The sequence below is a fragment of the Magnetofaba australis IT-1 genome, from assembly GCF_002109495.1.
Taxonomy (GTDB): domain Bacteria; phylum Pseudomonadota; class Magnetococcia; order Magnetococcales; family Magnetococcaceae; genus Magnetofaba; species Magnetofaba australis.
On sequence record NZ_LVJN01000021.1, the window covers coordinates 563,466 to 576,620 of the forward strand.

Sequence of the window (13,155 nt, forward strand, 5' to 3'; positions counted from 1 at the left end):
AGCGAGCGCTCTGTAAGGGGACAAATTGCCAAAGGCAATTTGGCGGGATTCTTAAGGGTCTGTGACCCTTAAGCGGGTGCAGGGCAGCGCCCTGCCGGGTCCAGGGCGGCGCCCTGGTGGGGTCTGGGGCAAAGCCCCAGTCTCTTTACTCTTTCATCATTAAGCGCGTCATAAGACCCTACCTGCCTCAACCCAGCGCTTTTTGCGCTTCGGATTTGAGCGCGGCGATGACGGTTGCATAGTCAGGTTGGGAGAACACCGCCGAGCCCGCCACGAAGACGTCGGCGCCCGCCGCCGCGATGGGGCCGATATTGTCGGGCTTGACGCCGCCATCCACCTGCAACTCGATATCGCGCCCGGAAGCGGTGATCATTTTGCGCACGGTGCGGATCTTCTCCAACGAAGCCGGAATGAAGCTCTGACCGCCAAAGCCGGGGTTGACGCTCATAATCAGCACCAGATCCACCAAGTGAATCACATGCTCCAGGCAGTTCAACGGGGTGGCGGGGTTGAACGACAGCCCCGCTTTCTTGCCGTTTTCGCGGATCAGGTTGAGGGTGCGGTCCAGATGCTTGGTGGCCTCGGCGTGAACGGTGATGATGTCCGACCCGGCGGCGGCGAATTCGGGGATATAGGGATCCACCGGTTCGATCATCAGGTGCACGTCCAGCGGCTTTGTGGCCACCGGTTTGAGGGATTTGACCACCGGCGGGCCGATGGTGAGGTTGGGCACGAAGTGGCCATCCATCACATCCACATGGATGTAGTCGGCGCCAGCGGCCTCCACGGCGCGGATCTCTTCGCCCAGGCGGGCGAAGTCGGCGGAGAGAATGGAGGGGGCGATTTTGATCATGGATTGGGTTCCACAGTGGGTTGAAGGGGATGAAGGGGATGAAGGGGCTCAGTTCTAGGGGAAGTGGGCGCAATTTTCAACCGAATCATGGGCTCTTCTCACGCGTCATCACATATTCGCCGCTGGTTAGCCCGGAGACCCATTTGACTTGAATGGCCCCACTGGCCAGTCGCGTATAGGTCGCCGTGCCGCCTATCCAGAACAGCGGCGCCCGGATGTGTTTAAATTCGAATGTGATCACATCGGGCGTGGTTTGCGTGATGTTGTGCGCGTTCCAGTCCGCCTTGTCGCCCTTGAAGGAGATGGCGGTGACCTGTTTGGCGTCGCCGCTGATGCTGATCACCCCTGTGTCCCACTGGTCGGACATGCGCCAGACGCCAACAAAGGGGTTGGCCGGAGCGGACGCGGCGTTCGGAGTAGCGTCTGGATTGGCCCACGGGGCGGGCGCCGTAACCACAGGCGCGCCATCGCCGGGGGTAAAGGCGAACGAACCCACCAGGGAGGAGGACTCCCAGGGCGTCTGTTTACCCGTTGTTTCCGCCAAAACGCCGATTCTGACGTTTTTAAAGGTCTGCTCTATAGGTTGCCCTGGAATACGCATCTGCGTGAGCAGATGGCGCGTATAGGGGCTATTGCGGCCCTGCCCATCGGCGGCCACGCTGCCGGGGCTGGTGGCGTAGGCGATGAGGGTCCCGGTGGGGGCGTCCATACGCGCCAGTCCGCTATTGCCGGAGCGGAAGCTGCGGGCAAAGGGGTTATTGCGGCAGGCGTCGAGAATGACGATGTTGAGGCCGTTATGAGCGCTGGCCATTTTACGCAACGGCAGGTCGGCGGCCACCGCCTCATCGGGGAGTTCATCCTCGCGGGCGATGTCGGCGCCAATGGGAATCAGATAGTTGCGGCCATTGGACTGCATGCCGTGGCCCGCATAGTAGAACAGTCCCACCCCGTCGCTGCTGGCGATGGCGTCGCCAAAACGGCGGATCGCCCGCCGCATGCCGGCGCGCTCCAGATTGTTGGCGTGCATCACCGTAAACCCCAACTCCCGCAGCGCGGCGGCCATGGCGTCGGCGTCGTTGGCGGGGTTGCGCAGTGGCGCATTGGCATAGTCGCTGTTGCCGATCACCAGCGCCACGCCGCGCACAGCATTGGCGGGCGCGCCACTCTCGGCCAGCGTCAGACCGCGCGCCTGCGCTGTAAGGGGCGTCAGAAAGAGAGCCAGCACACTGGCGATGAGAACAGACAGACGCATGGGGGAGCCTGTGACGAAGAGGAGCGTATGGTAAGCGGCGTTTGGCTTCACCATACGCTTTTGCCATGTGGCGTCCAATAGCCGGACGCACTGCAATGCTTTCAGATGACACGTGGAGAAGGCTGTTTTCAACTGACGCATTGAGATCTACCCGGGAGAGACAAAACCGGGTACACTTTGGTCATTTTTTCACCTATCCATTGTTTGAGATAAAAACCATGCGAACTGTCGAACCGATGGCGGAAACGGGCGCGCAAAGCCAGCCTGGCGCAGTGGAATTTCCGCTGCAATTTACTGGACGGGCGGGCGAATACTTCAAAATTTGGATCGTCAACTGGGCCCTGAATATCCTCACCTTGGGGATCTATTCGCCGTGGGCCAAGGTGCGGCGACTGCGCTACTTCTATGGCAACACCGGCTTGGCGGCCATGCCTTCGACTATGTGGCCAATCCGGTGCGCATTCTCATTGGGCGCCTGCTGATTATGACGTTGGTGGGGCCCATGATGTTTCTCAACAGCGGCGCAATGGGCGTGAACGGCATCCTTATCAGCTTCGGGCTCGCTGCTTTGCTCTCCCTGATCATGCCGTGGGCCATGGTGCAGTCGCGTCGGTTTCAGGCCCGCTACAGTCTCTATCGGGGTTTGCACTTCGGTTTTGCCGGTAAGGCGGGACAAGCCTATGAACTGTATCTGTTCTGGGGATTGCTGGTTGTTTTCACCCTGGGGGCGCTCTATCCGCTGTGGCGGAACAAGCGCAACGCCTTGATGTTTGGCGAAATGCGCTACGCCTCCCTGAAGGCGGGATATCACGCCAAGCACCGCTCATTTTATGGCGTCTATCTCTTTTACGGCGTGCTGCTGGGGCTGCTCTCCTTCATTCTGGTGAGCGCGGTTGTGATCGGCGGCGCCCTTTTCGTCGGGTTTGATTTGCCGGAGATGATGGCGAATCCCGGACCTGCTTCGGTCTATGGGCGATTGATCTCCGCAGCCCTCTCGGTCACCGTGAGTCTGGCGCTTGCGGCGATGATCCACTCGGCGATTCTCAACGTGGTGTGGAACAATCTGACGCTGGGCCCCCACGCCTTTGCCAGCCGTCTGAAACCCTGGCGTATGGCTTGGATCACCATCAGCAACCTGTTTGTTTCGTTGATCAGCTTGGGACTGCTGGCGCCGTGGGGGCAGATCCGCATGGCGCGTTATCGCGCCGCCTGCCTGACTCTGCTGGCCAGCGGCGCCTTGGAGGCGACTGTGAGCGAACAGGCGCGTCAGGTCGCTTCGATCGGCGAGGAGGTCGGCGACATCCTGGACGTGGACTTGGGCTTCTGAGCAGGATGCATTCATGAAAATCGAGGGGATTCTGCACCATGCCGACCAACTGCTCAGTCAACCTTGCTCGGCGCTGCTGGGCGAGAGTGGAGATTTGATCCTCACGCCCCAAGATAGCGCAATGCGCTGTATTGGCGCGGAGCAGTGGCAGGTGAGCGATCGCATTGGCTCGATTCCGCGCCGTTTCACACTGCCGGATGGCGCAACCTTCGAAACCCGCGACAATGACGCCATTGATGCGTGGTTGGCGGCACAGAGGGATCAACGCGGTGGGCGCCTGCTGCATCTGTTGGAGAGTCGCTGGCGTTGGATTGCCGTCACATTGCTAATGTGTACGGGGCTGACGTGGTTTGGCGCGATTTACGTATTGCCCGAGGCGGCGCGGCAGGTGGCGGGCTCCATCCCGCCCTCTTGGGACAGAGTGTTTGGTCAGCAGGCGTTGAAAGCGTTGGATCAAGCTCACTTGGTCACGCCCAGCCAGCTTGATGAGGCGGACAAAGCCCACTATCGGAAGCTGTTCGCCAAGATTCAGGGCGCGCTTTCGCCTGACGCCACGCCGCTGACTTTGCAGTTTCGCCACAGCAAGGATTTGGGGGCCAACGCCTTGGCGCTTGCTTCCGGGACAATTTTGGTCACCGACGACCTCATCCAGATGCTGCATCACGACGAAGAGTTCATTGCGGTGATGGCCCATGAGGCGGGTCATGTGCGCCATCGTCATACGTTGCGGCGGGTTCTGCAGGGTTCGATTGTGGCGGTGAGCATCGCCATGGCGACGGGGGATTTGACGCGCATTGCGGATTTGAGCACCGGCGTGCCTGCGGTGTTGCTGGATATGCGTCACAGCCGGGATTTTGAGCGTGAGGCGGATGATGCGGCGCTAATTTATTTACGTCAGCAGGGGATTGATCCGCAGCGCTATACGGACATTCTGACGCGATTGTCGGAGGATCAGGCGTCGCCGCCAGCGTATCTGTCGTCGCACCCGCCGACGCCGGAGCGTATTGCGCGGTTTAATAAGGCTCTGTAGTCGAGTCAAAGTGCATGCTGGCGGCCAGCAGCGCCTGCGGCGTTAATGGCTCCATCCACGGAATCCTCGCCAGAATCGCCGTGCGCCCATGCTGCTCAATCGCCTCCTCATTGACGCGATTCTCCTCCCCCGTCAGAATCACCCCAAGCACACTCAAATCCCGACTGCGCAGAACCTCCAGCGTCATCAAAACCTGGTTGATCACCCCCAGCCGATTGCGCGCCGCCACCATCACCGGCAAGCCCAAGTGGACCATCAAATCCACCATCAACTCCGCCCCATTGAGCGGAACCAACGCCCCACCAGCCCCTTCCACAACAAGGGGTTGTGAAGTCTCCGGCAAATGAAAATCGCCCAAGTCAAGCGTTACCCCATCACGCTCGGCAGCGGCGTGGGGCGAGAGCGGTTCCCGCAGTCTGTAACGTTCAGGATGCACCCGCTCGGGAGCCAACTCCGCCAACCGCGCCACCAATTGGGAATCGGTCTCACCCGCCAAACCCGACTGCACCGGCTTCCAGTAATCCGCCCCATAGCGTCGCGCCAACCACGCGCTCACCACGCTCTTGCCAATCCCCGTATCCGTGCCCGTGACAAACACCCCACGCTGCAGCGGCGGCAGCGCCTCCACCAACAACGTCACCGCGAACGCTCCCACTCCTGCTGCACGCGCTCCCGGTTATCATTGGCCTTCTGCTCTAACGCATTCATGCGCGATTCGCTCACTCCCAGCGCGCCGCCAGCGCCACGCAGTAACGCTCTCTCAGTATCCGACGGCTGGTAGTTGGAATCGATCCCCGCATCGCTGGCGATCCCCTTCAACTGCTCCGCCTTCTGCTTAAGGAAGTCCTTGTCCAGCTTCTGATAATCCGCAGAACTGACGTCACCACGTAACACATTCAGCGCTTCGGGATTCTGCTCCATCACCTCGCCGACCACCCCCATCGCCTGCTTGCCCGCTTCCAGCTTGCGGCTGAAGGCGTCCCAGATGTCGTCATTGTCGCTGGCGGCCGCCTCCTGAGCGGAGTCCAGCTTGACCTCCTTGGCTTCATCGCCATACACCACCCGCTCCTGCACAGGGTCCCACACCCCCGCTTCGTTCTTCTCGCCAGAGTCAAAACAGCCGCCCAGCATCAACAGCGCGGCCACCGGCGCCGACAAGCGAAATTGCACAGATTTGTTCAACATGGATAACGCCCTCGCATGGCGCGAATCAGGAAGGGATCAACCGAGCCAGAAGTGTAGCGGAATCTTGCCACTGCGGAAATTATTTGCGCTGAGTTTTGCCCATTTTTGGCGGGAGCGCACCGGTAAAGTCCAGCGCCAAGCGTACGTACTCCAGCAAACGCGTATTCTCCGCGCACGCTTGTGGGCCCGCCATCACCCATCCAGTCATCACCCGCCCGGTGATGTCCATGGGCCGCATGTCCGGCTGCTGCAGGCAGCGCTCCGCCTGCTCCGCGCCCACGCGCAGAATCAGCCACTCGCGCCACACCCCTACGCACATGTTGCCATTGAGCAAAAACCCCACCCCACCGAACATCTGTATGGGGCGCATCCCCGGCAGATCATCCACAATCGCCGCCAATCGCTCCGCCAGCTCTGGATCATATGGCATGTTACGCCTCCCCAGGTAGCGCCCCCTCCAGGCGCAGCAGTTGCGTCTTGGTGGTCAGCCCGCCGTCGCCGCTGTAGCCGCCCAATCCGCTCTTGCCCACCACCCGATGGCACGGAATGATCACCGGAATCGGGTTGGCGGCCACCGCGTTGCCCACTGCCCGCGCGCCGCTGCCCAGCGCTTGCGCCACTTCGCCATAGGTGCGGGTTTGGCCCGGCTCAATGGCCAATAGCGCCTGCCAGACACGCTGATAGAACGCGCCCCCGGCAGGCTGTAGGAGGATCGGAAACGGTTCAAACCGTCCGCCAAAGTAGGCGTCCAACCAGCTGCGCGTCTGCGCCAATGCCGGGACGTCCTCCACACTGGGCTCCATTTTCGGCCCATCAGGCCGCGTCCAGCTCAATTGCGCCAGCGCGCCCTGCTCAACACGCAGCCAGAGGGCCCCGATTGGAGTCTCGTGCGATTCCACAGCCATCTGTCAATCCTTTCCCTTGCACACAATTTCCGCTTTGACAATGCGCCCAATTGGCTCGGAATACCGCATAAAAAAAGCCGCCCCAGTTGCCCAAGGCGGCTTTTTAAATTGCTCAAGCGGACCGCTTACAGCGAGCTGTCCACCCACTCATACAGCTTGGATTTGGGCATCGCGCCAATCTTGGAGGCTTGGATCTGGCCATCCTTGAACAGCATCAGAGTGGGGATGCCGCGCACGCCATAGCGACCGGGAACGTTGGGGTTCTCGTCGATGTTCAGCTTCACCACTTTCAGGCTGGCGGCTTTCTCTTCGGCCAAGGCGTCGAGGAAAGGGGCAACCTGTTTGCAGGGACCACACCATTCGGCCCAGAAGTCCACCAGAACCGGCAGCTCGGATTTCAGTACGTCGTCTTCAAAGGCGCTGTCGGTGGTTTTGATGACATTGTCACTCATGGTCGTGATCTCTCCTTGAAAAATAACAGCCCGCAGGGGGGACTGGCGGCGATTCGGTTCAACACAATGGGCCAGCCTAATGCCCTATGCCGCACTTTGTCAAGAAGGCCGCGCACATTGGGGATTCCTCTTTGACAAAGCCTGTTGCTGTGGAATAAGCTGCTTGATTCGGATATGACTAGGTTTCCTAGCCCTTAAGCGCGGTTAGCTCAGCTGGATAGAGTGTTGGCCTCCGAAGCCAAAGGTCACAGGTTCGAATCCTGTACCGCGCACCATTCTGAATCGTTCAAACGCCGCCCCTATGGGCGGCGTTTTTTCGTTCGGGGGCTTCAAACCTCGCCGTTGCACACCAGAACTTTATGTATAACCGCCTGTCAGTGAGTACATGCGGCGCAAATGGATGGCGCTGCGCGCTTCTCCTCCAAATTGATGCAGGGACGTCATGTCCAACCCGTCCATCGCCACACTCATTATCACCCGTCAGGAGTTTTCCCCCACGCTGCTGGAACAGGTCGCCGCCCGTCTGCCCGCGCCGTGGGAGTTCAATCTCTTCTTCGTGCACAGCGGCGCGTGTCTGGCCACTGAGGAGCTGACTGTCATCCCCAGACAACGGGATCGCATCGTCTGCTCCTTCAGTCATCAGCACTTCAAGGCGCCCACCCCCACCGAGGAGACCGAACCGGGGAGTCTGTATGACCTCTCCGGTATGATTGTCGAGAGTCAATTGACCCTCTCCCTGCCCGCGCTGCATTGGCCCGATGAGAGCGCCATGCGGCAGGCGTCGGATCAGGTGGCGATTGTGATCCCGCGCCCCACGCCCAAAGAGCGCAACAAGCAGGCTCTGCGCGCCGCCGCCGCCCTGGCCAGCAAGGGGCTCACCGTGACGGTGTATCAACCCACTGAACAATTACCCGGCTCCGCCAATGTGGCGGAAGCGTTTCGTGAAACCTTGTTGGATATGAATGGGCGCCTGTTGACCGCGCCACCGACGCCGCAGGAACTAAATCAATACGGCATTGTTCTGGAATGGTGATGAAAATTCGTTATTTATAGTTTATATAACGTTACAGTGTAACGGCAGTATGGTTCCGTGGTTCACCCTGCTTTGTGGTTGAGCAGCCACTGCCCGCCGCCCAGATTGTAAGCGTGGACAATCGCCTCCCGCACAAAGCCGATGGCGTGGGAGACCGCTTCCTCCATCGCCTCGCCCCGCGCCAGCCCCACCGCGCACGCCGACGCCAACGCGCACCCAGTGCCATGGAATCCGTGGGCGTCCGGCAGACGCGGCGCATGAAACACCCGCACCTGGCCCGCATGATAGAGCAGATCCATCACCATCTCCCCCGGCAGATGGCCGCCGGTGATCAACGCCGCGCCGCATCCCAACTGTTCGCATAACGCGCGCGCCGCCCCCGCCATCTGCGCCTCATTGCGCGGCGACTGGCCGATTAAGCGTTCGGTCTCTGGGATATTGGGCGTGATCAGCGCCGCACGCGGGGCGATGCGCTGTTTGAACAGACTCACCGCCGCATCGGCCAGCAGGGCGTCGCCGTTCACGCCGCCGCCGCCGCGCATCACCGTATCCGCCACCAGTGGGATATCCGCGTAATCGTTTAGCACGTCAGCCACTGCGTTGGTGACGGCGCCATCGCCCAACATGCCTAACTTGATCGCCTGCACAGGCAGATCCGCCAATACCGCGCGCATCTGCGCCGCCACCAGCTCGCCCGCCAGAGGCGCCACCTGGGTCACGCCATGGGTGTTCTGCACCGTCACCGCCGTTACTGCTGTGGCCGCGTATCCGCCCAATGCATGGATACTTTTGAGATCCGCCTGCAGCCCCGCGCCGGCGGTGGGGTCCGAGCCTGCCACGCTCAACACGCACGGGGGATGCTTTATCTGCGCGGACTGCCTGTTGTGATTGGCCATTTTCTCTTTCCTGCCCGCAATAGGGGGCGTCGCATCTGTTATTAACGTCAGGGCGTAACGGCGACAATTCCACCGACTTTGATTCCAGATAGCCTGATGAGGCCTTTTCCTGGCGTTATTTTTGCGTATCCTATGCCGGATTGATTTTCAAGCCGCTCAGGCGGCGCAATATCGTCGGAAAGTTGGCATCATGGCGCGCAAAAAGCAGTTGGTCACCCCGGAAAATTACGCCCGCGTACATCGTTATCTGGACAAGAAGCTGCGGGACGATCGCCTCACCGCCACGCAACGCGCCAAGGCGGCGTTTCGGCGTCTCAATGCGCCAATGGACGAAGGCGTTGAACAGCCCGGATCTGATGTCGAGGTATTAGAGCAGTGGGTCGATGACAATGTGGACAAGGCCGACCGTTCGCGGCTGGCGGCGGCGATCCGCCAACGTCGCTACGCCGACTCCGCCAACAGTGTGACGCTGGCTCTGCCTGGCGACCTGCACGCCCGTTTGGGCGCCTGGCAGGAGGCGCGAGGCCTGAACACCCGCGCCGAGGCGCTGGCGGCTCTGTTGGAAGCGGTGGAAAATCCCCCCGCTCCCGCCCCTGCGACGGAGCCTGCTGCCGAATCGATCAGTCAACCTGAGTCCGTCACACCAGAACCCACGCCTGCTGAACCCACTCCCTTAGAGGAGCAACCTCAGGCTGTTGAGCAGGACGCGACGGAACCGCGCGCAACCGCTGAAGCTCCTGCGGAGAACCAAGCACCGACGACTCAGCCTGAAGCCGCGCCCCCGGCTCAAGCCGCCGAGACGCCCGCCGTTGAAACCGACACCCAAGCCTCTGCGCCTTCTGAATCGGCTGACGAAGCGTCTGAAACTGCTGACGACGCCATGCAGACTGTGCCGGATTCGCAGCCAGAACGTCCTGCGCCGCCGCCGGTGATCGCGCCGGAACCGGCTCCTGCGCCCAGTGTTAAACCGCCGGTTATTCGCACCCAGGAGTTGGATCAACCCTCCTTTTCCCTGGACCCGCATCGCAATTTGCCGCCGGATCTGGATTCCGCCATGGCGCATATGGACCGCGACGCCATGAATCGTCGGTTGCGCCTTGTGTTGGCCGCTGTGGTCACCGCAGTGGGGATTATCGGCGTGGTGGTGGCCTATCTGTGGACTACCGACAACACGCAGCCGAGCATGGCCGATAAAGAGCCGCAACACGCGGCGCAGAACGCTCAGCCCACCGCCCCGGAGATTGCCAAAACCGCTGACAACGATGATCACCTCGCCAAGCTGGAGCCTATGGCGCCGGAAGAGCCCACCGAGATTGCGCCGTTGACCCCGCCCCCTACGGCGGCCATGACGCCGGATCTGCGGCAGGCGCGCAAAGCGGAGATCGCCAAGCTGTTGCAGCAGGCCGATGAGGACGTGCAGGCTATGCGTTTGACCAAGCCGGAAGGCAATAACGCCCTCACCCGCTATCGGCGCGTGCTGTTCCTCAGCCCCGGCAATGATCAGGCGCAGGCGGGGTTAACGCGGATTGTCTCCAGCTATCTGGCGTTGGCGCGTAAATCCGCCGCCAAAGGCCAGCAGAACCAGGCGCAGGAGTTCTTGCAACTGGCGGGCTCCATCGCCCCTGACTCCGCTGACGTGGCCGCAGCCTGGGCCGAATTGGCGGCGAAGTAGAGATATAGCCGCTTGAATCCAGAATGACACAAATCCAAAGCGCTCAATGTTTGCATGACGTTGATTCAGCCTGTGCTGACTATGGGACAAATTTCCAATGGAAATTTGTCGGGATTGATTCGGGCCATCCATGGCCCTCACCCTGCGGGCTCGCTGCACGAGTCCGATTTGGCAATCCTGCCAAATCGTCATAGGGTCTGTGACCCTTAAGCGGGTGTGTGCAGCGCCCACACCCGCTGGGGGCGCGGCCCCCAGACCCCGCCGCCGACCAGTCGGCGGCCAATAGTCAGCGCAAGTTCAATCTATATCACGCAAACATTGGCCGTTCTGTGCAGTTCTGGTTTTGACTCGCTATAGCTTGAACTTTGGGCGTCTCAACTAAGGCGTTTTATTGGCCGGACACATCGCTTTCATTACGCGTCTGGCGCGCGCCAGATGGCGTGACCCGCCTCACCATCAAGAAAATCCAGATAGGCGTCATGGGCGGCCACGGTCTCGGCGCTGAGCGCCCATTGGCGCGCAGGCCGCGCCGTCTGCCCCGATGCCGGGGCGATGGCGCTGGCTTGGGCGGACTCCGCAGCCTGGGCGCGCGCGGCGTCGCTGGCGGCCAGATCCAGCGCGAATTGGTTGCCGCCGGTCAGCTCAATATAGACTTCCGCCAACAAATGGGCGTCCAGCAGCGCGCCGTGGAACTCCCGCGCGGAGTTGTCCACGCCAAAGCGTTTACACAGCGCGTCCAGACTCACTGAACCGGCCCCGCCCACCTTGCGCCGCGCCAGCGGAATGGTGTCGATGGCGCGATCCATGGGCAACGGCTTCTTCTTGGGCTTGAGCTTGCCCAACTCGGCGTTGAGGAAGTTCATGTCGAACGCCGCGTTGTGGATCACCAACTGGTCGTCGCCGATGAACTTGAGGAAGTCCCGCGCGATCTCGGCGAATTTGGGACACCCGGCCACCATCTCGTCGGTGATGCCATGGACTTTGGTGGACTCCTCGGGGATGGCGCGGTCGGGATTGATGTACCACTGACGCTCTTCGCCCTTGCGCAGATTGACCAACTCCACACAGCCGATCTCGACGATGCGATGCCCTTCGCGGGGATCGAAGCCGGTGGTCTCGGTATCCAGCACGATGAGTCGTTGTGGTTGTTTTTCTTCTGATTCCGCCATTTTATACCGTCACGACATAACGTTGAGTTTAGTCCAAACTTCATATAACCTTTTGAAGCCGGAATGACACAAAGTCAGAGTGCTTAAGTGTTTGCGTGATATCGGTCGAGCTTGCGCTGACTATTGGCCGCCGACTGGTCGGCGGCGGGGTCTGGGGGCTGCGCCCCCAGCGGGTGTGGGCAACGCCCACGGTTTGGGTGTTGGGGAGCTCGAGGGCGAAGCCCTCGATATCTTCCGGCGCCCATCTGTTCACTTTTGAATGCTAGTGACTATATTTGTTTTTGAAACATAACGGCATCGAAGGTGCTGAGTTTGATGTTTAGAACCTAGCGAAAGCGAAGCCCGGAGCAACTCACAAGGGTCCAGGGCGGCGCCCTGGTCGGGGTCTGGGGCGAAGCCCCAGCATCTTTCCTCTCCCCCCATTTTTCGCAGACTCACAAGCCCCAACGCTGTACAAACGTCTCCCAGTCCGCTGTGCTGACGCCGTCGATGCGCACCCGCTTTTCACGGGATTTTTCACCGCTGATCACCGCTGCGGCGCCTTTGGAGACGCCCAACTGCTTGGCCAGGAAGTGACACAGCGCCTGATTGGCCGCGCCATCCACCGGCGGCGCGTTGAGGGCGATTTTAATCTGCTGGCCATGCCAGCCCATCACCCGCTCCTTGGAGGCGCGCGGCTGTGCGCGCACCGTCAGAATCAGCGCCCCGTCATCGCTCCATTGTGCGCCGTCAGACCCCATCAATAGCTCATGTGGCCCATGCCGCCGCCACTGCCCATGGCCACGGCGGCGCCGCCGTTCATCAGCCCCTCGAGCAGGGTCAACAACAGCACGGTGAGCAGCGCCGCCACGATGGGGGTGATATCCAGTCCAAACACCGTGGGGGTGAACCCGCGCAGACGCCGCGTCACCGGCTCGGTGGCCTGGAACAGGAAACGGTTGAGCGGCTGACGCAGATCCAGCATCGACGCCCGCCCTTGGCGATAGCGCATCCACAGATAGATGTTGACCCCGCCGCGCGCCAACAGCAGCAGCATGTAGAGGGTCAGGGCGATGTGCACAAATCCCAACAGCTGCAGACCCAGCGCGAACATCGTGCCGCCCACGTCGCCGCCGGAGAAGAGCCCGCGAATCACATTGGAGAGCATCGACACCGCGAACAGCGCCAACATGGGCGACAGATCCAGGCCGCCGATGGGGGGCAGAATGCGGCGGCACGGCTCCAGCACCGGGTCGGTGGCGCGCACCAGAAACTGCACGATGGGGTTATACGGGTCGGGATTGATCCACGACATCAGCACGCGGATCAAAATCATCCAGAAGTAGATCTGCAACACGAAGGTCAGCAGCACGCCAATCGACTGCATGATGCCCATAAACGG

At 61.0% G+C, this 13,155-nt stretch carries 14 protein-coding genes, 1 tRNA gene and 1 pseudogene; 5 read left to right on the forward strand and 11 right to left on the reverse strand.

The genetic code is table 11. The features are described from left to right. Positions 1–187 precede the first annotated feature (187 nt). The gene (rpe, locus tag MAIT1_RS21080) at positions 188–853 is read right to left on the reverse strand and encodes a ribulose-phosphate 3-epimerase (protein WP_085447121.1); all 666 of its coding nucleotides are present in this window, start codon (positions 851–853) and stop codon (positions 188–190) included. An 85-nt stretch (positions 854–938) separates the two neighbouring features. Next, positions 939–2,159: a caspase family protein gene (locus MAIT1_RS21085; protein ID WP_158089673.1), complete on the reverse strand. Its 1,221-nt coding sequence runs from the start codon at positions 2,157–2,159 to the stop codon at positions 939–941. 182 nt (positions 2,160–2,341) lie between these two features. Here MAIT1_RS21085 and MAIT1_RS21095 point away from each other — a divergent pair. Further along, positions 2,342–3,432, forward strand: a pseudogene (locus MAIT1_RS21095) (YjgN family protein). A gap of 13 nt (positions 3,433–3,445) precedes the next feature. After that, the gene (locus tag MAIT1_RS21100; RefSeq protein WP_085447127.1) at positions 3,446–4,462 is read left to right on the forward strand and encodes a M48 family metallopeptidase; all 1,017 of its coding nucleotides are present in this window, start codon (positions 3,446–3,448) and stop codon (positions 4,460–4,462) included. On the opposite strand, the gene bioD is transcribed toward MAIT1_RS21100, so the two are convergent. The 5 genes from bioD to trxA all read right to left on the reverse strand — a co-directional run bounded on the left by bioD (position 4,446) and on the right by trxA (position 7,004). Beyond that, complete coding sequence (bioD, locus tag MAIT1_RS21105; protein ID WP_085447244.1) at positions 4,446–5,072, reverse strand: dethiobiotin synthase; 627 nt, start codon at positions 5,070–5,072, stop codon at positions 4,446–4,448. The two genes, MAIT1_RS21100 and bioD, sit on opposite strands and share 17 nt — an antisense overlap. 26 nt (positions 5,073–5,098) lie before the next feature. Then, positions 5,099–5,647 carry a hypothetical protein gene (locus MAIT1_RS21110; protein ID WP_085447129.1) on the reverse strand — a complete coding sequence of 183 codons (549 nt, stop codon included), beginning with the start codon at positions 5,645–5,647 and terminating at the stop codon, positions 5,099–5,101. Between the two features lie 79 nt (positions 5,648–5,726). Then, on the reverse strand, positions 5,727–6,077 hold the full coding sequence (locus tag MAIT1_RS21115; RefSeq protein ID WP_085447131.1) for a TfoX/Sxy family protein: 351 nt from the start codon (positions 6,075–6,077) through the stop codon (positions 5,727–5,729). Position 6,078: 1 nt separating this feature from the next. Further along, the gene (locus tag MAIT1_RS21120; RefSeq protein ID WP_085447133.1) at positions 6,079–6,552 is read right to left on the reverse strand and encodes a methylated-DNA--[protein]-cysteine S-methyltransferase; all 474 of its coding nucleotides are present in this window, start codon (positions 6,550–6,552) and stop codon (positions 6,079–6,081) included. A gap of 125 nt (positions 6,553–6,677) precedes the next feature. Next, complete coding sequence (gene trxA / locus MAIT1_RS21125) at positions 6,678–7,004, reverse strand: thioredoxin TrxA (protein WP_085447135.1); 327 nt, start codon at positions 7,002–7,004, stop codon at positions 6,678–6,680. A gap of 198 nt (positions 7,005–7,202) precedes the next feature. Here trxA and MAIT1_RS21130 point away from each other — a divergent pair. Further along, positions 7,203–7,279: transfer RNA gene (locus tag MAIT1_RS21130), tRNA-Arg, on the forward strand. 167 nt (positions 7,280–7,446) lie between these two features. Continuing rightward, positions 7,447–8,037 (forward strand): hypothetical protein, encoded by a 591-nt coding sequence (locus MAIT1_RS21135; protein ID WP_085447136.1) that lies wholly within the window; start codon positions 7,447–7,449, stop codon positions 8,035–8,037. A 62-nt stretch (positions 8,038–8,099) separates the two neighbouring features. Here the strand turns inward: MAIT1_RS21135 and thiD are convergent, their stop codons facing one another. After that, on the reverse strand, positions 8,100–8,885 hold the full coding sequence (gene thiD, locus MAIT1_RS21140) for a bifunctional hydroxymethylpyrimidine kinase/phosphomethylpyrimidine kinase (protein ID WP_198947979.1): 786 nt from the start codon (positions 8,883–8,885) through the stop codon (positions 8,100–8,102). Positions 8,886–9,123: 238 nt separating this feature from the next. Here thiD and MAIT1_RS21145 point away from each other — a divergent pair, with 238 nt between their 5' ends. Further along, entirely contained in the window at positions 9,124–10,605 is a 1,482-nt protein-coding gene (locus MAIT1_RS21145; protein ID WP_085447138.1) for a hypothetical protein, read from the forward strand. 413 nt (positions 10,606–11,018) lie between these two features. Here the strand turns inward: MAIT1_RS21145 and dnaQ are convergent, their stop codons facing one another. The 3 genes from dnaQ to MAIT1_RS21160 all read right to left on the reverse strand — a co-directional run bounded on the left by dnaQ (position 11,019) and on the right by MAIT1_RS21160 (position 13,149). After that, entirely contained in the window at positions 11,019–11,774 is a 756-nt protein-coding gene (gene dnaQ, locus MAIT1_RS21150) for a DNA polymerase III subunit epsilon (protein ID WP_085447139.1), read from the reverse strand. 434 nt (positions 11,775–12,208) lie between these two features. Then, on the reverse strand, positions 12,209–12,514 hold the full coding sequence (locus MAIT1_RS21155; RefSeq protein ID WP_085447141.1) for a DUF167 domain-containing protein: 306 nt from the start codon (positions 12,512–12,514) through the stop codon (positions 12,209–12,211). Further along, a complete protein-coding gene (locus MAIT1_RS21160) occupies positions 12,514–13,149 on the reverse strand; it encodes a YggT family protein (RefSeq protein WP_085447143.1) in 636 nt (211 codons plus the stop codon). Before MAIT1_RS21160 ends, MAIT1_RS21155 begins: the two co-directional genes overlap by 1 nt. Between the last annotated feature and the right edge of the window lie 6 nt (positions 13,150–13,155).